This is a genomic window from Photobacterium obscurum, from assembly GCF_026191635.1.
Lineage (GTDB): Bacteria > Pseudomonadota > Gammaproteobacteria > Enterobacterales > Vibrionaceae > Photobacterium > Photobacterium obscurum.
This window is the reverse complement of record NZ_JAKRRW010000008.1, coordinates 40,883-59,825: the sequence shown is the minus strand read 5'-3', so window position 1 is coordinate 59,825 and position 18,943 is coordinate 40,883. Positions and strand designations below refer to the sequence as shown.

Annotated in this window: 20 protein-coding genes; 8 read left to right on the top strand and 12 right to left on the bottom strand. The window is 50.5% G+C overall.

Going from position 1 to position 18,943, the window contains the following annotated elements; translation table 11 throughout:
• Nucleotides 1-115: 115 nt before the first annotated feature.
• The 4 genes from MD588_RS11995 to MD588_RS11980 all read right to left on the bottom strand — a co-directional run bounded on the left by MD588_RS11995 (nucleotide 116) and on the right by MD588_RS11980 (nucleotide 2,905).
• Nucleotides 116-373, bottom strand: coding sequence for a YecH family metal-binding protein (locus MD588_RS11995; RefSeq protein WP_265697517.1), 258 nt, complete (start codon nucleotides 371-373; stop codon nucleotides 116-118).
• Nucleotides 374-454: 81 nt separating this feature from the next.
• Nucleotides 455-766, bottom strand: a complete 312-nt coding sequence (locus MD588_RS11990; RefSeq protein ID WP_265697516.1) for a putative signal transducing protein — start codon at nucleotides 764-766, stop codon at nucleotides 455-457.
• A gap of 98 nt (nucleotides 767-864) precedes the next feature.
• Nucleotides 865-1,488: a lysoplasmalogenase gene (locus MD588_RS11985; protein ID WP_265697514.1), complete on the bottom strand. Its 624-nt coding sequence runs from the start codon at nucleotides 1,486-1,488 to the stop codon at nucleotides 865-867.
• 1,051 nt (nucleotides 1,489-2,539) lie between these two features.
• Nucleotides 2,540-2,905: a DUF4145 domain-containing protein gene (locus MD588_RS11980; RefSeq protein WP_265697513.1), complete on the bottom strand. Its 366-nt coding sequence runs from the start codon at nucleotides 2,903-2,905 to the stop codon at nucleotides 2,540-2,542.
• Nucleotides 2,906-3,187: 282 nt separating this feature from the next.
• On the opposite strand from MD588_RS11980, the gene MD588_RS11975 reads away from it, so the two are divergent.
• Nucleotides 3,188-3,520: a DUF2500 domain-containing protein gene (locus MD588_RS11975; RefSeq protein WP_265697512.1), complete on the top strand. Its 333-nt coding sequence runs from the start codon at nucleotides 3,188-3,190 to the stop codon at nucleotides 3,518-3,520.
• 37 nt (nucleotides 3,521-3,557) lie between these two features.
• Here the strand turns inward: MD588_RS11975 and MD588_RS11970 are convergent, their stop codons facing one another.
• Together MD588_RS11970 and MD588_RS11965 are read right to left on the bottom strand one after the other, a co-directional pair.
• Nucleotides 3,558-4,562 carry an acyltransferase gene (locus MD588_RS11970; RefSeq protein WP_265697511.1) on the bottom strand — a complete coding sequence of 335 codons (1,005 nt, stop codon included), beginning with the start codon at nucleotides 4,560-4,562 and terminating at the stop codon, nucleotides 3,558-3,560.
• 110 nt (nucleotides 4,563-4,672) lie between these two features.
• The gene (locus tag MD588_RS11965) at nucleotides 4,673-5,392 is read right to left on the bottom strand and encodes an SDR family oxidoreductase (protein ID WP_265697509.1); all 720 of its coding nucleotides are present in this window, start codon (nucleotides 5,390-5,392) and stop codon (nucleotides 4,673-4,675) included.
• 164 nt (nucleotides 5,393-5,556) lie between these two features.
• Between MD588_RS11965 and MD588_RS11960 the strand changes: the two genes are divergently transcribed.
• Complete coding sequence (locus tag MD588_RS11960; protein ID WP_265697508.1) at nucleotides 5,557-6,480, top strand: LysR family transcriptional regulator; 924 nt, start codon at nucleotides 5,557-5,559, stop codon at nucleotides 6,478-6,480.
• Nucleotides 6,481-6,704: 224 nt separating this feature from the next.
• On the opposite strand, the gene MD588_RS11955 is transcribed toward MD588_RS11960, so the two are convergent.
• Both MD588_RS11955 and rhtB read right to left on the bottom strand, forming a co-directional pair.
• Complete coding sequence (locus MD588_RS11955; protein ID WP_265697507.1) at nucleotides 6,705-7,931, bottom strand: EAL and HDOD domain-containing protein; 1,227 nt, start codon at nucleotides 7,929-7,931, stop codon at nucleotides 6,705-6,707.
• A gap of 84 nt (nucleotides 7,932-8,015) precedes the next feature.
• Nucleotides 8,016-8,633: a homoserine/homoserine lactone efflux protein gene (gene rhtB / locus MD588_RS11950; protein ID WP_265697506.1), complete on the bottom strand. Its 618-nt coding sequence runs from the start codon at nucleotides 8,631-8,633 to the stop codon at nucleotides 8,016-8,018.
• A gap of 292 nt (nucleotides 8,634-8,925) precedes the next feature.
• Here rhtB and MD588_RS11945 point away from each other — a divergent pair, with 292 nt between their 5' ends.
• The gene (locus MD588_RS11945; protein ID WP_265697505.1) at nucleotides 8,926-9,927 is read left to right on the top strand and encodes an alpha/beta fold hydrolase; all 1,002 of its coding nucleotides are present in this window, start codon (nucleotides 8,926-8,928) and stop codon (nucleotides 9,925-9,927) included.
• A 104-nt stretch (nucleotides 9,928-10,031) separates the two neighbouring features.
• Nucleotides 10,032-10,829 (top strand): Cof-type HAD-IIB family hydrolase, encoded by a 798-nt coding sequence (locus MD588_RS11940; RefSeq protein WP_265697503.1) that lies wholly within the window; start codon nucleotides 10,032-10,034, stop codon nucleotides 10,827-10,829.
• Nucleotides 10,830-10,920: 91 nt separating this feature from the next.
• Here MD588_RS11940 and MD588_RS11935 read toward each other — a convergent pair whose 3' ends face one another.
• Nucleotides 10,921-11,379, bottom strand: coding sequence for an EVE domain-containing protein (locus tag MD588_RS11935; protein WP_265697502.1), 459 nt, complete (start codon nucleotides 11,377-11,379; stop codon nucleotides 10,921-10,923).
• A gap of 115 nt (nucleotides 11,380-11,494) precedes the next feature.
• On the opposite strand from MD588_RS11935, the gene MD588_RS11930 reads away from it, so the two are divergent.
• From MD588_RS11930 to MD588_RS11915, 4 genes are all read left to right on the top strand, one after another.
• Complete coding sequence (locus tag MD588_RS11930) at nucleotides 11,495-12,535, top strand: COG3650 family protein (protein WP_265697501.1); 1,041 nt, start codon at nucleotides 11,495-11,497, stop codon at nucleotides 12,533-12,535.
• An 85-nt stretch (nucleotides 12,536-12,620) separates the two neighbouring features.
• Nucleotides 12,621-13,199, top strand: a complete 579-nt coding sequence (locus MD588_RS11925; RefSeq protein ID WP_265697692.1) for a tRNA-uridine aminocarboxypropyltransferase — start codon at nucleotides 12,621-12,623, stop codon at nucleotides 13,197-13,199.
• Nucleotides 13,200-13,343: 144 nt separating this feature from the next.
• On the top strand, nucleotides 13,344-14,780 hold the full coding sequence (locus MD588_RS11920; RefSeq protein WP_407676565.1) for a coniferyl aldehyde dehydrogenase: 1,437 nt from the start codon (nucleotides 13,344-13,346) through the stop codon (nucleotides 14,778-14,780).
• 94 nt (nucleotides 14,781-14,874) lie between these two features.
• Complete coding sequence (locus MD588_RS11915) at nucleotides 14,875-15,459, top strand: TetR/AcrR family transcriptional regulator (protein ID WP_265697500.1); 585 nt, start codon at nucleotides 14,875-14,877, stop codon at nucleotides 15,457-15,459.
• Between the two features lie 69 nt (nucleotides 15,460-15,528).
• Here the strand turns inward: MD588_RS11915 and MD588_RS11910 are convergent, their stop codons facing one another.
• The 3 genes from MD588_RS11910 to MD588_RS11900 all read right to left on the bottom strand — a co-directional run bounded on the left by MD588_RS11910 (nucleotide 15,529) and on the right by MD588_RS11900 (nucleotide 18,919).
• On the bottom strand, nucleotides 15,529-16,068 hold the full coding sequence (locus MD588_RS11910) for a DUF3332 domain-containing protein (RefSeq protein ID WP_265697499.1): 540 nt from the start codon (nucleotides 16,066-16,068) through the stop codon (nucleotides 15,529-15,531).
• A 254-nt stretch (nucleotides 16,069-16,322) separates the two neighbouring features.
• Nucleotides 16,323-17,510 carry a BaiN/RdsA family NAD(P)/FAD-dependent oxidoreductase gene (locus tag MD588_RS11905; protein ID WP_265697498.1) on the bottom strand — a complete coding sequence of 396 codons (1,188 nt, stop codon included), beginning with the start codon at nucleotides 17,508-17,510 and terminating at the stop codon, nucleotides 16,323-16,325.
• Between the two features lie 308 nt (nucleotides 17,511-17,818).
• Nucleotides 17,819-18,919, bottom strand: a complete 1,101-nt coding sequence (locus tag MD588_RS11900) for a mechanosensitive ion channel family protein (RefSeq protein ID WP_265697497.1) — start codon at nucleotides 18,917-18,919, stop codon at nucleotides 17,819-17,821.
• Nucleotides 18,920-18,943 lie beyond the last annotated feature (24 nt).

Here is an 18,943-nt window from a genome sequence, read left to right as displayed (position 1 = left end):
AGAAAAATAACAGTGTCAGCCAGAAAGCTGACTAGAAGCGGGAAAGTATAACAAACGAACAAAAAGGTGGCGATAATTTTACCACCTTCAGAGCAATCTATTTAGGGGGGAAGGCCTAATGGCTACACATGCGTTCACGATTGGCGGTAATTGTATCTCCATCCTGAATAACCTTGCGGCGATCAAGCAAGAAAGTTAACAGCGCATCGAAGGTTAAATCCTGCAGACTACAGGTATGAAAACGCACGTCTTCACCATATTCGGCGACAACAGCTTGTTTTAGCGACTCAACAGAATAAGGCGTTTTGGCATCAAGCAGTATATTCAGGACATTGTGAGCGTGGATCTGGGTCATGGTATTACTCGCAGTCATTAAAACGAAGAATACTATTAAACCATACTACTCAGTGAGGTGATTGACTCAGAACAAGTAAGGGTATTTAAAATATATGTTTTAAGGCTTGTCGTGGCCACACTGCCAGCAAATCTCAAACTGGCCTTCGTTGCGCTCCGTACACTGTGGGCATACCCAATCATGACAGTTTCTGTTTTCATAGGCCTGGAGTAACTCTCGCGCCACCTGTTTCTGCTCTTCGTGCACCCATACGCCGACCTGAAGCACATCTGCAGGCAACTCACCCGCCGCCGCTCCCAGACTTTCACCGCTAAGATGTACCTCTATGCACGCATTCTCCAGCATGCCTTTAATACTATGGGCCTCAAGGTTATTACTCGCGTCATAGATTTTGATCCATGCTCCGGCCATCTTCATCTCCTTATTGAGCGCCAACTCGACTAACACAGACCCTGGCGACCACTTTTTTCTTTCAGTCATATTTTATGAAACGACTCAGGGCCTGCCGTCTAAACCAATAATGTCGCAACAAACAGTGATTGAGCCAGATAGTAGCTCGACATAATCACCGCAACCGATGGCTTGAATGGACCCCGGAAACGATCCACGGCCAGTACCGAATCCGACAGCATAAACACTAGCGAACCGGCAAATGCCAGCAGCCCTGCGGTTGAGCCAACCGTTAGCCAATATTCACCCGCCGCCCACGTCATCTGGACAATCATCGCAATATACACTGCAACAGGAGCAATTAAGCGACCCAAAGAAGGTAATAGAAGAAGAAAAACAATGATCCCACCGCCAAACAGCATCGCTGGTAGCCACCACACCATGCTGCCGTCAAGTTGGCTCCAGAACGCCAGTGAGTAAGCCACATGGGCCAGCAAAAAACTCACCAATCCAGGCACAAACCTGTCCTTAGGGAGCATCAGAAAAATGTCACCCACAACCGATAGCAGCAAACCGATAAAAATAGCCTGATGATAGAGACTATCGAGACCTGTTTGCCAGGCTAATAACAGCAACAGCCCCATCGTGAATGGTTTGAAGAAATAAAACTGCCACTTGGGTCCATGGTAGGCGGCTGTAATATGTAATAAAGCAGATAAAGAGATGGCTAACCAAATCCACATAGCATCACCGTTATAGTTATAAGCAGGGACAGTTTAGAAAGCCAGTCAAGATTGTCTAGCAGGGATCCGCGAGAACTAGACACCGCTTATAAAAACACAATAACGCCCCTGAAAAAACAACGGTGAACTATCATGAATACAAAAATATCCCACCAATCTTATCATCTCCCTATTGCATAAGGTTCAAAATAACAGAAACAACCAAGCAAACGTTTGCTTGGTTGCGATTAGAATGAATAGCATGTTGTTGCCACAATAAGGGGGACGATTTCTGTTTGCAACGCCCGTTGTAATGAAATTAAACCCTATGACCACTAACTAACTATCAATGACTTACACACATTAAACACGATAAAGCACAATATAATCGCGGCATGGCAGAGACACAGCCAACAGGTATCAAAAGCGAAGTTATTTAACGCTATCTTTCTGAACGTTAAGCATAATTATCTATAGCAATCAGATCCTCATCACACCTTCGTCACCACCAAATCGAGTAAATTACAAAAAAGTAGCACCAGACAGCTTACAGCAGAGATTGATCGACAAAAACAACGTAAAATTAATCAAGACAATAAAGGTTACTTGTTAACCATATTTACACCAGCAAAAACAACAACTTAAGCCAAAAGTTACAGATATAACACCACCTGGATATTTTTCACTCCAGCCAAAAGTAACACCATTCAGACCTTTTATAGCCCCATAAGACTCATGAAAAATGTTTTTATTGAAGAAAAACAGCATCAGAACTTGCCTAAAAGCCAAAAATAGTGCTATTGTAAATAACAAGACGAATCAAGCAGCAATACAAGGAGCCTCACTATGTTTACCTCATCTCAAAAACAAGGGCTTATGATGATCGCAGTGGTTGTCGGTTTAATGACGCTGCCTGTTATCTACTAAGCAAAATAAAAAATTCAAAAAAAAGGTGCCTATAGGCACCTTTTTTCGTTTTGAGTGATATTTGACAGATAGCGGACTTAGCCAGAAGAATTAGAAAACTGAAAAACAATCAGTTATGAAGACGCCTGTGACAATACGTAAAAAGTTAGGGGGTGAGATCTATATGGTGCCAATGTTCTGAATAAAACCAGATAGCCAAAGCGGTAAACCCCAGCACGACCATTGCCGCTACCGTCCACACAAAACGCCCACTACGGGGTGTCAGTTCATCCTCGCAGGCGCGGCAGGCAGAAAGAAAGCCGGCTTTGTCGTCCAATTTATATCCCTCTTCATGAACGGTCTTATTTCGCACCGATGCAATAAAGCGTAGCTTGGGAATGATCTCGTGAGGCAAGCGCTCTTCACAGCTAGTAATCAGCTGGTGCAACCCTTTTCCCTCGGCATGATAATGCTGGCGTAGCAAGTGCTCAATCCGTCTTGAGCGAGTCACCACTAACTCTATATTGGCCATAAACTGACTTCCTTTCTGCTCTCTGTCATAACTAATTGTTCAGCTTGGTATTACCTTACCGTGACTTGATAGTCATGCAAAGCCTGATGACACTGATTTACACGCTGCTCCATGTCAGGTCAGGCCTCTAAACAACAATATTGGCTCACCGTATATTTGCCTATTTGGCCCAAGGTAAAAGCCCACCGAGATCACGATTTACCCTTTCAAATGTACTGTCAGACGCAGAGCTCAATAATAATGATGCGCACCGGGTTTTCCGGTTAATCAAGGAGTTCATTCATGCCAATAGGGATTGTGCTAACGCTTGTCGCTCTGCTTATTATTGCCATTCTTTACTACATTCGTTTCTACCGCCGTCATATGCTGGGTGAAAATGCCCCCGAGAAAAAAATTGACGTCGAAGTCTTGGACAAACAAAGTGTCGCGGTCATTGGCGCCAAACCCGGTGAAGATGACGAGAAATATTGGATTTATGTTCAGCCGACCAAAGGCGGCCCCAAACGCGAATTTATGGTCGGCATTCATTACTACCACGCACTCACCCCCGGCGATCGCGGCCTATTGACGTATAGTGGCCTTAATTTCGTTCATTTTGCCCTACATCGTGACTAATTTTTATCAATCGCTCCCAGACAGCGGTGGCCCTGAACTAAGGAACCAGCCACGCTGTCTTTGGGCTCTTAGCCAGCATCCAACTCGCCGTGAGGGCCAACCCGGTAGCAATCACCGTCCAAAACGGGATCATGATAAGTGGATGAGCAAAATACAGGTCATATTCACGGACCGGCCATAAAAAAATCGGGTGCAGAAGATAAATACCCAGGCTATAGCGGCTCATGAATGCAGCCCGCTCCAGCCATTTCGGGCTGAACCGTTCGCTATAGTACCGGCACAGGGAGAAGATCATCGCGGCAATAAACACAGTATTGAGTGTTTTATAGGACATCCACCGTCCAACCGTATATTCACCAACAGCAAAACTATTACTGAGCACCATATAGTCGGTCAGGAACAAACCGGCACTGCCTAGCACCACCAGCCACTTTAGCGCCGGCCACTGGTATTGAAACAAGCAGTAGCCAAGAAGTAAGTAACCACTATACAAAATCAGCTGATGTGTCCAGAAGCCATCCACCTTAAAGAGAAACAAGGTGGTCAGAATCAGCCAGACACACGTCAGCCCTATCGCTCCGGTACGATCGGTATGCTGGACATAGTGGCGGAAGAAAGGCACAACGAAATATAGCGGGATAAAATAATAGAAGAAACCAAGGTGATAGTAGGTTTCATGTTCAGGCATTGTCTTGAGGGTTTCAAGCGCGGTGGCAGCATCATAGCCGGATGCTGTCAAACCTGACAACACCGCATAAAACAGCGACCACATCAGAAAAGGCACCAACACCTTGCCGAGCCGCCGCCTGACATAATACCCGGCATCAAACTCGCGGGTATCACTGAGCATCAGGGCGCCGGTGATCATAATAAAGACCGGTACCGCCCAACGACTGAAGCTATTAAACGTCGTGGCCGTTATCCAGGCACTGTCAGAGATCTCACCGAGCAACTCACGGTAGGGGCCGAGGACATGGATCACCACCACAGCAATGGCAGCAACACAGCGCAGTAAATCAAAAAAGACAACCTTTTGCCTCACCCGTCAGTCTCCACATTCCAAACATCAATCCTGTAGTTAATATAGCAGCCAGCCAGAGTAAGTACCTGAACTTACTCTGGCTTTAGGCAATAACTAACAGAATAATGACATTATGGCTGCTGACGTGTCGCCGCTAGCACAATCTCCCGAATACACAGGTTTTGTGGCTGCTGATAAGCAAAGCTAATCGCATTGGCAATATCTTCCGGCGCAATCACCCCGCCCATACCTTCTTTCCAGTCCTGGTAACCCGCTTTGATCTCGTCGCTGGTAGTATGGCTCAACAGGTCAGTTTCAACGGCACCCGGCGCGATGGTAATAAAGCGCACATTATCATCGGCAACTTCTTCACGGATGTTCTCGGTGATCGCATGAACGGCAAATTTTGTTCCGCAATAAGCCGCATGATTCGGGAATGTCTTACGCCCGGCAACCGAACTAATATTAATGACAGTACCATGCTGACGAGCCTTCATCGCCGCAAGCACCACATGAATACCGTTAAGCAGCCCCATCACGTTAACATCAAACATCGTTTTCCACTCGGCCGGATCCTGTTCATGTGCCAGCCCCAGCAGCATGACACCGGCATTGTTGATCAGGCAGTCCACCGGGCCAAACTGGACTTCGGCCTCTTGAACCGCCGCCGCAAACGCCTCGGCATCAGTCACATCAACCTGACGACATAGGGTATTTGGTAGCTGTAGAGCTTCAAGACGTTCAACACGACGCGCCAACAATAACAACGGGTGACCGTCAGCGGATAATTTACGTGCCGTTGCTTCGCCAATGCCCGAACTTGCACCTGTGATCACGATTAACTTTTTCATGCCGAACTCTCCGATATTTATATAAACCAACGAGCGTGAATGACTTGGCTCATTGCGATGGTTTTATGTTACGAGAATCAGGATTGTTGATATATACTGCCCAAGTTCAAACACTGTTGTCATATTGCAACAATGGTTATTCTATCGATATAGTGTCGTCGTCCATGCTCAACAAAGTTAACCTTGATGATATCCGCTCATTTGTATTGATTGCCCAGCAAGGCAACTTCACCAAAGCGGCTGAGGTGTTATCAGTTTCTCGCTCACATGTTTCTCGCCAAATTAGCGCGCTTGAAAAGCAAATGGGCGTAACGCTGCTCATTCGTACCACCCGCACGTTACGGCTGACCGAAGCGGGAAAGCAGTTTTACCAGCAATGTGAAGCGGCATTAGGCCAGATTGACCAAGCACTACTTGCGGCTGTGGATGATACTGAGGAAGTGCGGGGTAAAATTCGTATCAACTGTGTCGGCGGTTATTTGGGGGAAGAGGTGGTATCACCAATGGTGTGCGAGTTTATGACTCATCACCCAGGTATTGAGGTAAACCTTGAATTTAGCAGCCACCACATTGATTTAATTAGTGACGAGTTTGATATCGCATTTCGCATGGGCAAACTCGATGATGCCGGCTATGTGGCAAAGCGACTACTTAGCCTTGAAATGGCCACATTAGCCAGCCCTGCCTATTTAAAATGCCACGGGCTGCCTGAGCATCCAAAAGATTTAATCAATCATCGATGCATTACCGGTTCGATTAAAAAATGGCACTTTCAACAAAAAAACACACCTAGCCAAAGCTATAGTGTGCAAGTTAATGGTCAGATGGAATCTAAAAATGGCCGAGTTTTGCTCAAAGCGGCCCTGACAGGTAACGGCATCATTCGTGTACCGCTGATTTATTGCCAGCAAGAAGTACAGCGTGGTGAGTTGCAACATGTATTCAATGAATGGACGATTCCCAACGTTGAATTTTCAGCCATTTATCATCGCGACCGCTATCAGCCACAGCGACTTCGCGCATTCATTAACTTCATGAAAGACTATTTCGAGCAGATTGAAAAAAAATCACTGAAGCTTTCACCCTAATCTGTGTCACTTCCTAATCGTTATTCACGTTCAGGCTGACGCGGATGCATATCACCTTGCTCAAGAATCCAATATTGCAGTTACAGGCTTTCCGGCAACTGGAAGGGCTTAATCCGGTGTTAATCCATCCTGAGCAATGAAAAAGGTATCTTTCAAAAAGATTCATTGCCAGAAGCTATTTTTCAACGCCACAGCTGCAGAGACGAAGAAAAGGGCGACCGAACCTAGCCCGGATTGGATGAGTTACTGAGATATTGCAAGGACCATTTCAACGCATGCTGATAACTCTTGGCCACCATCTCTTCCTTGATCCCCAGCGCCTGACAATACAGACTCACTTGTGGCCAGTCGGCCTGATCATAAGCCTCCAGCAAGGCCAGCATCTGCCCCAGTTCACCGTGATGATTGAGCAAAGCTTCTTGTACCTCCGGCTCCAAAGGCAGCAGGGTCATCAACTGCTCCAGTGAATTATCCAGCAGGGCATCGAGCAGGGAAAACATCCCGGTCAGGAAGGCCTTATCCTTCATCCTCGGTATGCGGCTGCTGGCGGCCAGCATCTCACACATTCTGGCCCGTTGCAGGGACAGAGTATACAGCTCCCTCGGCTTATCAAGTGCTGCATGCGCGGTCGCGATAGCACTGACGAACATTTTGATTTTTTCCTCACCGAGGTAAACCAGGGCTTGCTTAAACGAGCTGATCGGCTCAATCGTGCGGTGGGTTGCGGTGTTGACATAGCGCAGCAACAGATAGGACAGTGACACATCACTGGCGATGATCTGCTCCACCCGGCTAAAGTCAACCTCATCACGGCAGATTTCCTGCAGCAAACGCAGCGTGGTCAGCTTCTCCGGTTCAACCTGGCGGTTTTTCAGCAGTTCCGGCTTGCTAAAATAGTAACCTTGGAAAAATTGGAATCCGGCCTCATAAGCGGCAGCAAAGTCTTGGTGAGTTTCCACCTTTTCCGCGAGAAACTTCATTTTTCGCGTACGATTCTGGGCGACAAAATCGCATGCTTGCTTGATACCGACTTTCATCAAATCAAGCTTGATAATATGCACATAAGGAAGGAAACGCTGCCATTGCGGCTCCATCTCGAAATCATCCAGTGCGATCACATATCCCTGACGATACAAATGTTTGATCGCCAGAAACAGCTCTTCATCGGGAGTGCAGGTTTCGAGAACCTCGATGATCACCTTTCTTTTGGGTAACAACATCGGTAGCAGTCGGATCAGGCTCTCTTGGGGAAAATTGATAAAAGTCCGTTGGCCGGCCGTGGCTAAGTTATCGCCGACCGCCATATAGTTTTCAACCAATAGCCGACATGTCGCAGTATTCGCCTCGATAGCCGGAAACGCATTACTCTCTCCGTCACGAAACAGCAACTCGTACCCTACCGTACGTTGCTGGCGATTAAAAATAGGCTGGCGCGCGACATAAGAGTACATGATGCGAGCAAAGATCCTTAATTAGTTGAAATGTTGATAAAAACACTATCCTGACAATAGTCGTTCAGGGATTTATGGCTATTATCAAGCCCGGGCAGTCGCGAGCAGTGCTCCGCAGCCAATAAACATCGAGCCAAACAGGCGGTTTAATCCCCCCATGACCCTTGCAGAGCGAATATACCCAGTCAATCTTGATGCCAGGCTGACATAAAACATCATAACCACGGTATCAATCACTATCGTGGTGATCCCCAGCACGGTCAGTTGCAATAATTGCGGCTCGGCCGGGTTAAGAAACTGAGGAAACAGGGCAACCAGAAAAACGATGGTTTTGGGGTTTGTCAGATTGACCAGCACGGCCTGTCGAAACAGGTGCCAAGCTGAAACATTGTCTGCCGTTGCCGTAACATCCAGAGAGGCTCTCTCCCGCCACTTCTGCACCCCCAGCCACAGCAGGTATATGACACCGACCCATTTGATCAGGGTGAACGCCGTTGCCGACTGGGCCACTATCGTCCCTAGCCCCACCCCGACCAGCACAATATGGAACGCCAAGCCAGCCTGAAGGCCAAGAATGGAGGCTAATGACTTACGCCAGCCATAGACCATACCATTACTGATCGAGTTGACCGTCCCGGAGCCCGGCGCCAGACTAAAGACAACCGCCGTCGCCAGATATGCCAGCCATACTTCAATATTCACTACAACTCCCCATATCTTGCTGCAAACTCACTGCGATCTATCTAAAAAATTTCATCAGATGAAGATTAAACTGATCATCGCGCATAAAACATGATCTTAGTTAACAGTAGTTCAACCGCTAAAGCAACTCACCCTCAGTTATAGAAGGCGACCACTTTACGTTATACTCATCATAGATTTTGCCATTAATTATTGCGACTAACCGTAGTAACCGTAGTAACCGTAGTAACCGTAGTAACCGTAGTAACCGTAGTAACCGTCGAATAATAAATTCATTACGCTGAGAAATGCCATGACTGTTCAACCGCCACACTTCTTTCACTTCTCCCTGGAATCTCAGTTCAGCGATACCATGGCCGGTCCCGTTGCTGAGTTATGGCAACACCGGCAGGAGGGGATGTTTCTGGGCGTTGATCAGCTCAACATCGGCTGGGTCAGCCTAACCGGATTCAACCACGACAAAGCCATTATCGTGGTAAACGGACGCATTGAGAGTTACTGGAAGTATCAGGAGCTGTTTTATGATCTGGTTCAGCAGGGTTACGATGTCTTTGCGCTGGATCACCGCGGCCAAGGGGTGTCAGACCGAATGGCTGAAGATACCGAGCTGGGCCATATCGAAGAATTTGATCATTATGTCAGTGATCTGAAGACCTTCTTTGATACCATAATAGCCCCGAAAGGCTACCTGCAGCACTTCATGCTGGCCCACTCGATGGGAGGTACTATCGGCAGCCTGTTTATGGCCGAGCACCCCACCCTGATTGACAGTGCGGTTCTCAGTGCTCCGATGCACGGCATCAATATTAACAATTGGATGAAACCCATTGCCTCTCCCCTTGCCCGCGTCGTCGAGCAAGTGCAACGCCAGCCAGACTACGCTCCGGGGCAGGTTCCTTACTATCCGAAACCGTTTCCCAACAACCCGTTATGTCAAAGCCAAGCCCGCTACAAGTGGTTCCGTGACCTCTATGAACATAAGCCGGAACTGAAAATAGGCGGACCAAGTGCGCGCTGGGTCTGGCAGGGTATTGCAGCCGCCAAACGCTGTATCGCTCAAGCCCCCGACATCACTACGCCAATCCTCCTGCTGCAGGGGAGCGACGACTTTATCGTCGATAATCGAGCACACAATCTTTTCTGTCAGGCCATGCAACAGGCAGACCGCTCCTGCCAGCTGACCGTGATCGATGGGGCACGCCACGAATTGCTATTTGAAGCCGATCAATATCGCCACCCAGCCCTGGCGGCCACCATCAATCACTTCAGGAAAGCGGAAAAGGCAGAACGTTAGATTAACCTCTTTTCTCTACCTTAATCTGGTTTAAAATTCATCGTGTTCCCCTTAGCCTTCAGGGTTAAGGGTCCCCCTGTTCCTATAGCTAGCCGAGATTTTCCATGTACAAAATTGTTGCTTCAGATCTGGACGGTACCCTGTTAACCCCCGACCACAAAATCGCACCTTTTACCAAGGATGTGCTCAATCAGCTTCACCAACAGGGAAAAGATTTTATTTTTGCCACCGGCCGTCACCACATCGATGTCGCCAGTATGCGCGAGCACCTGGGGATCCCGGCCTACATGATCACCTCCAACGGTGCTCGAGTTCACAACTGCAAAGGAGAAGTCATTTTCCAGCAGGATGTCCAACCCGATGTGATCAGCGGCATTGTTGCCATGGCAAAACAGGATCCCGAACTGAAAATCCATATCTACCGCAATGATGACTGGCTGTTAAATACCGAAGATCCTAGCCTCAGCGACTTCCACGAAGATTTTAGCTACCAGCTGTTCGATGTCGACAACCCGCCGCTGGAAGGCGTCGCCAAGATCTTTTTCATCCGCGATGACCGAGATCACGACAAGCTGGTCGAATGGGAAGATCGCCTCAACGAACACTTTGGCCAGCAAGCGAATATTGCCTTTTCAACCCCATGGTGCCTGGAAGTCATGGATGCCAATGTCTCCAAAGGTCATGCCCTCGAAGCCGTCGCAAAAGAAAAAGGCTACGGACTGCAGGACTGCATTGCCTTCGGTGACGGCATGAACGATGTCGAAATGCTCAGTATGGCCGGCAAAGGGCTGGTGATGGGAACGGCACACGATAAAGTGAAACAGGCCCTGCCGGAGAACGGCGTGATTGGCGCTTGCGATGATGAGGCCGTTGCTCACTACCTGGCAGAGATCCTGCTGTAGTTCTTGGTATAAAAGACGGTACATCGACAGGCCGCGCTAATACGCCCCAATAGAGGAAAAAGGCTGCCCGGCAGCCTTTTTTATTACAGCATCAGAACTGCCCCGTCATCTGTAAGATTTCTTCCCACTGCGACTCGGTCACCGGCATGATACTCAGCCGATTGCCGCGTTTAACCAACGGCATCTCGGCCAGGGCCGGATTGGCCTTGATCCGCTTGAGTGATACCAATCGTAAGTGGCGCTGATACTCAATATCGACCATGATCCAGCGGGGATTATCCGGATTAGATTTAGAGTCAAAGTACGGCCCTTCGGGGTCGAACTGAAAGTGGTCCGGATAGGCTTCCTTCACCACCGAGGCAATCCCGACGACGCCGACATCCTTGCAAGATGAATGGTAGATAAACACCTGATCGCCGATCTTAACCTCGTCCCGCATCATATTACGGGCCTGATAGTTGCGTACTCCTTCCCAGCAGGAAACTTTTTGCTGCTTCAGGGTGTCTATCGAAAAAGCATCTGGCTCTGTTTTAAATAACCAATAGGCCATAATCGTTCTCGTTATTGTTACCGAACTAAGCTATAACTCTTGCGAGTATTAGCGGCTCATTCAGTTAGGTATTAATGACTTTACTGTTTTCAGACTACCACACCGAGGGAATCGAATGACACATTTGCGACAGGCTCTTCCTGCAGCCGCTCTACTGGCACTGATAGCGGGCTGCACGACTTCAGCTCCCTCGTCGACCTCCGGGCCGGTTGAAGCCGCCCCGGCCGCCAGCGAGCCGATAACCACTGCCGACAACGGCAAAGTTCAGGCCTTTATGATGCGGGGAACCGTGGTGCTTGGCCATGAATCGAACAGTATTCAGCCCTGCGGCAGCTCGCAGCAATACTGGCTCAACACCCCTCTTGCAGATCGCCAGGCACTGGCACAAATTACCCGGCCGGGGTACCAGCCTATGTACGGCGAGTTTATCGGTTACCTCGAGCCCGCCCCATCCGAAGGGTTTGCAGCAGACTACGACGGGCGTTTTAACGTCAAACAAATCAACCTGATCTCATCTGAGATGACTCGCGGCTGCCACCAGCTCCCCCATAATACCCGGGCTTTCGGCCATGAGCCCGGCTGGGTAGTTGAAATCAACGGCGAAACGGCCAGCCTGCTGCGCCCCGGCCAGCAACGCCAACAACAGGCAATCACCGGAAAAAGTATCGTCTCCGGCAAGCAGTCCTACCAGGGCAAGCAGTTCTCACTCGATCTGACCAAGGGACAATGCAACGACACCATGAGTGACTCGCTATTCGGCTGGCAGGCACGTCTGACATGGCAAGGAAACCAATACCAAGGCTGTGCCACCCTGGGAGCAAGCGATATCACCCTCGGCTGGGCCGGCAGCTATCAGGGGATATCCTATATCAATGACAACCCGGTACTGACCACCACCGTCACCTTGCATCCGGATCACTCCGCCACCACCCGCTACGACTACCCGTCAGGCGATCCAAGCCTGAACGAAACCGGCTTCTGGCAGCAGGCCGGTGAAAACCACGTTCAGGTCATCATGACCAAGCATCAGGGACGACGCCTGATCAGCGAGCGGTTATTTGTCCGCAAGGGCAAACAAATCACTGTCAGTGAAGAAGTCGTCAATGGTCAGGCCTACAGCCTTGGCGGTGAAGGGCTGAGCCTGTACAAGCAGTGATCGCCCGGCCGAAGCCGAATTGCCCAAACTGGCGGGGGTGTGTCACACTCCTCCCCAGTTTTGGTCTACCATGAGTATTTTTGCTATGTCCTGCCTACGCTGCGGCTTCCACCACAACTGCATCTGTGATGCCGAACCCAGGCTCAGCTGCGATGCCCGTTTTGTGCTGCTGACCCACCCGAAGGAGCTCAACAAGGACACCAACACCGGCGAGCTGATGCTGCGCACCCTGCCGAATTGCCAGCGCTATACCTGGGACAGGGTCAACCCGCCCACAGAGCTACTGGATCAGCTCCGCAATCCGCATTATCAGCCCTGGCTGCTATTTCCCAGTGATGAACAGCACCCGGCTGCTGCCTACCAAGCCGCTGACAGTAAACAGCCGTTGTTTGTCCTGCTCGATGCAACCTGGCAGGAAGCAAGGAAGATGGTCAGGAAAAGTGACTGGCTGGCATCGCTGCCACGACTTAGCCTGACGCCGGACTCGACATCAGCCTATCAGCTTCGCCGCAACCAGCAGGCCGGCAACCTGTGTACCTGCGAGGCCGGCATCGCCTTGCTGCAGTTACTGGGCGAGAACCAGCAGGCAGATCAGCTACAGCATTATTTTCAGTGCTTTATCGACACCTTCCATGCCGACAAAAGCGGTCATTCCAAACTCTAAGGTGTATCTCTAAGAATCTTAATATTGATTATTATTATTCATAATCTACTCCATCATCCCTGATTCAGTTTTATCCGCTATACTAAAACCGACTGACTAGTCGGTTTTACTTTTTTAGAATGCGGGCAGCAAAGGAGAGGGGCAATGACAGTAGCAGAAAACATTACCACCAGCAGTATCGATACCGCCGTAATGGAAAAAACCCTGCTAGAACAGCGAACCCGATATATGGCCGAACCAATGCCCTCTCTCCAGCAGCGGCTCGACAAGCTCAAAGCACTGAAAAAAGCCCTGCTGAAACACAAACAGCCACTATGCGATGCCCTGAATCAGGACTATGGCCGCCGCAGCCCACAAGACACCCTACTGGCCGATATCCTGCCGTGTATCATGAATATCAACTACACCGTCAAGCACCTGAAAAAGTGGATGAAGCCATCCCGCCGCCATGCCGGTATGATGCTGGCTCCGGCCAAGGTCGAAGTGGTGTACCAGCCGCTGGGGGTGGTGGGCATCGTGGTACCATGGAACTTTCCGGTAATGCTGAGTATCGGGCCGCTGATCACCGCCCTGGCCGCCGGCAACCGTGCGATGATCAAGCTCAGTGAATTCACGCCGTATACCAACAAGGTTCTTCACGAGCTCCTCGCCGAAACCTTCAGCCATGATGAGGTTGCGACCTTTGAGGGCGAGGCCGATACCGCCGCGGCGTTTACCGCCCTGCCGTTCGACCATCTGCTGTTTACCGGCTCGACTGCCGTCGGCCGCCATGTGATGCGCGCAGCCGCCGACAACCTGACTCCGGTCACCCTCGAGCTGGGGGGCAAATCACCAGCACTGATCGCCCCGGACATGCCAATGGCGCTTGCCGTCGAGCGGATGATTCACGGCAAGAGTTTGAATGCCGGCCAGATCTGTGTTGCCCCGGACTACGTGCTGGTCCCGGATGACAAGGTGGAGGACTTCGTCGCGGAGTATCAAAAGCAATTTCGCAAAATGTATCCGCAGGGGATCGACAGCCAGGACTTTTCCTCGGTGGTTAACCCCCGCCAGTATTCACGCCTGCAGGAATGGCTGAAAGATGCCAGGCAAAAAGGTGCCAAGGTGATCCCGTGCCATGAGCAGTCCAGCAATGATCAGCAGCACCGGATGATCACCCACCTTGTTCTCGACACCAGCGAAGAGATGATCCTGATGCAGGAAGAAATTTTCGGCCCGCTACTGTCGGTGATCCCTTATCAGCACATTGATCAGGCTCTGGACTTTATCCGCCAGCGCCCACGTCCGCTGGCCCTATACCTGATGAGTTTTGACCCCGAGCTGCAACAGCAGGTTAAAACCACCACCCATGCCGGCGGGATGTGTATCAATGAAGCCGTCTTCCACGTCGGTGCCGACGATGCGCCATTCGGCGGCATCGGCCCGTCAGGCATGGGACATTACCATGGTAAAGAAGGCTTCCTGACACTGTCCAAAGCCAAAACCGTACTCAGCCGCGGCAAGTTCAGCTCCGCCAAGCTGGTTGCCCCACCTTATGGCGGCTGGCTGCAGAAACTGGTATTGGCTTTCTTCCTGCGCTAGGCGCCTGAAACAGTCACTAGACGCACTCCCGGCAGCGGCAATTCTCGCTTGCCGGGGCTTCATATTCCATCGTCGCCAGCAATAAGTACCGAGTATGGCCAGCAACAAGAAACAGCAAATTCTCGACACCGCTCTCCAGTTATTCGTCAAACAGGGGATTCAGGCTACCTCGACCGCCAGTATCGCCAAGCAGGCCAATGTCGCTACAGGCACCCTGTTTCACCACTTTGCCAGCAAGCAGCTCCTTATTATCACCCTGTATACTGAAATCAAAACCGAACTGGGAAAAACGATGCAACATAGTCCTCAGGCCGAGGACATTCAGACCCAGATCCGCCAATACTGGCAGCAGGCTCTGCACTGGGCACAAAGTCACCCGGACAAGCTGCGCTTCATGCAGCAAGTCGCCCATGACCCGCAGTTTGGGATCAGCCAGCAGCAGGAACTGATGGCGACATCGATGGCCTTCTTGGTCGAGCAGATCAAACAGGCTCAGGCACAACAACAGCTGGCAGCCTTGCCGCTGGAGCTGGTACTCAATTTCTGCCACAGCCATTTCATCGCCACCGCCAACCTCTTTGTCGAGCAACCGGATTTGGCCAGCCAGGCGGCCTATCAAGACGGGGCTTTCCAGATTCTATGGCAAGGCTTGACTCCGACTTGCCATCGCAAAAGCTGAATATTCTCCAGACATAAAAAACGGGAGCCATGCTCCCGTTTTTTCATGCCTGTCATATCAGCCAGGTCATTACGCCTGGTTACGGGCGTACTGGTTTAGCTCGTCTACGCTAACCGCCGTAACGAACTCACCGTCCAGGTAGAAATTCACGTCTTCGCCGGCCTTCTCGCCACGCAATACGGCACTCTCGCCATTGCTGTAGGCAACATTCATTTCCAGCGTGTGTTCGTCTAACTGGCGGAAGCTCGCGGCTTCGATGTTGCTATTTTGAACACTCGCCAACGGCGCCGTTGTCATCGACTTGTCCAGGCTACCATTTACCTTGAAGATGGCATCCACTGGCATATCTGCCACTGCCGGTGATTTACCGGTGATCGGATTTTTGCCGGTCCAGAACTCAATGGTATTGAAGATGAACAGATCGGCAGTCGCTGCAATACCGTATACCGGGCTCAGCAGAACGAACAGGCCAGCACGACCGTAGCGGTTATCGACAGCGCTCAGGTTGGCTTTCGTCACTAGCTGGGATGTCCCCATCTGGCCGATACACCCCGTCAGTGATGTCGCAAGGACGGTCATCGCAACCACTTTTAGTGCTGTTTTTTTCATTTCCGGCTAACTCCGAGATTTCATCAATAGATTAAAAAGCCCGCGGATTATAGAGATTTCCAGCTGCCTGGCTAGCGATTTATCGCCGAATTTTACTGTTTTTTGACGGATATTTCTGTGCTGTTCGAGAGACGTGAACAAAGGGTAAAGAACCCAGTCCTCGCCTTGAGCAAAGGCGGAGGAACGATAGCGCCCACCGATAGGAAAAAATAAAAAAGCGGCACAAACGCCGCTTTTTCTTCTTGGTGTTTTGATCAGGCGTGCTGCCCGGCAACAAAGCCCGAGCTCCAGGCCCACTGGAAATTGTAGCCTCCCAGCCAGCCGCTGACATCCATCACCTCGCCGACAAAATACAGTCCCGGCACCTGCTTGGCTTCCATGGTCTTGGATGACAGGCCGTCGGTGTCGACCCCGCCCAGTGTCACCTCGGCGGTACGGTAGCCCTCGGTACCATTAGGGGCGATCTGCCACTGGTGGAAGTATGCAGCCAGTGCTGCAATCTCTTTCGGGTTAAACTGCTTCAGGGGCTTATCCTGGATATCACCGCGCTCGATCAAAACTTCAATCAGCCGCTTCGGCAACAGGCGCGACAGCGAGTTCTTCAGGCTCTGGTTCGGGTGCTTCTCACGCATTGCCGTTAATGTGTCGGCCAACTCCAGCTCAGGCAACAGATCAATAGTTACCTTCTGGCCCGGTGTCCAGTAGGAAGAAATCTGCAATACCACCGGCCCAGACAGGCCGCGGTGAGTAAACAGCAGGCTCTCTTTGAACGTGGTACCGTCTTCCGCCTCAATAACCGCCGGGATCGCGATACCAGACAACTCCGCATACGCTTCTTTTTCTTCCTTATGCAGGGTAAACGGTACCAGACCGGCAGTGGTCGGCACCATCTTCAAGCCAAACTGCTCGGCGATCTGGTAACCAAACGGCGTTGCTCCCAGCTTCGGCATCGACAGGCCACCGGTAGCAATAACCAGCGACTCGCACTCCACGGTGTGGGTATTGAGCTTGAGGCTAAACCCCGTATCGGTCTTGACAATATCGTGCACATCGCAACGATAGCGCTGCTCAACCGTCGGCAAATCACATTCTGCCAGCAGCATATTGACGATATCCTTGGCCGAGTCTTCGCAAAATAGCTGGCCATGGTCGCGCTCTTCATACGCAATCTCATGCTTGGCAACCATGGCGATGAAATCCCACTGGGTATACTGCGACAGCGCGGATTTAACAAAGTGCGGGTTGCGGCAGACATAGTTGTTGGCCGCGACATCATAGTTGGTAAAGTTACAGCGGCCACCGCCAGAGATCAGGATTTTCCGCCCCGGCTTCTTGCCATGGTCAACCACCAGCACCGAACGACCTCGCTTGCCGGCTTCTGCCGCACACATGAGCCCTGCAGCACCTGCACCAATAATCACCACATCAAACTTGTCTGCCATTTCAGTACCGTTTTTCGCTTCACTGTTATACCAATCGGGATAAGTAAATGTTCAGATAATTGCGCAGAAAAAATCGCCTAATCCAAGGGTGAATTTGCAGTAACTAGTAGTTCTAATTACCAAAATTATGACGCAGTAGTAGGCGATTTTAACCAGCAATACTGAGCAAATACTGATGCTGATTGGTATCATTTCACCATGCTATTTTGCACAGCCATGAAAAAGGGATGCCAGAGCCCGCAGGTCTGCATCCCTATAAACTGAAGGTATTCTACCTACCCCCGATGATGAATACCAATTTGAATCCGCTATAGTACTTCCGAAGCGGGCTCACCCTCCGTCACGAGAGCATGCTCAGGCAGATGGACCGTGGTCGTCGGAAAGGCAAAACCCGCCCCATGGCGACGCACAATCTCAACAATTTTCAGCATCACATCTTGCTGGATATCTTTATAGGCAACCCAGTGGGTTGTTTTGGTGAAGGTATAAATAAGAATATCAAGCGATGACGGACCATAATTATCAAAGCTCACAATCAGGGTCTGATTGGTATCAATATCAGGGTGCTGTAGCAACATCGTCTTGATATCCCGGACCACGTCACCAACCACCGCCGCATCACAATAGCGCAGACCAATTTTTTGTTTGATCCGGCGATTGAGCATCCGCGACGGGTTCTCGACCACAATCGAGCTAAATACCGAGTTGGGAACATACAGCGGACGCTTATCAAAGGTACGGATCACCGTCATCCGGAACCCGATTCGCTCGACCGTACCTTCAATCTGGCGATCCGGACTGCGGATCCAGTCGCCCAGCTTAAACGGCCGGTCAAAGTAGATCATGATCGCACCGAAAAAGTTGGCCAGCAGATCTTTGGCTGCCATACCGACAATCAGGCCACCGACCCCGCCAAAGGTCAGAATCCCCGACAAGCTCAGGCCAAGGTTCTGCATCATCACCAACCCACCAAGAACGAGCACAAACAAGCGGAGAATTTTGGAAATGGCATTGATGGTCGTTACATCTTTCGCCGTTGCGGCAATGGCATTTTCGGCGTTGGTGATCAGGCGCAGCAGTACCCAAATGAAGGTCCACACCAGCATCAAATGACGAACGACAGCCAGAAAAGCGGCGGAATAGGCCGTCGTATTCTCGATAATGACCCCGGCAGACAACGCAGCCGGCCATAGCCAGATCAGCCAGCTCACCGGGCGACGAACCGCACCAACCAGCGCATCATCCCATACCAGGCGAGTTTTCCCCGCGGCAACAGAAAGGTGGCGAGTGATCAGCAACCAACCGCCCCACAAGAAGGCACTCAATAAAAGCAGCAGACCGACATTAGACATCCAGTCCTGGCTGACACCTTGTTCCAAGGCTTCCCACCATTGCATTAATCTGTTCATAGAAAACCGTAATAATCATTATCC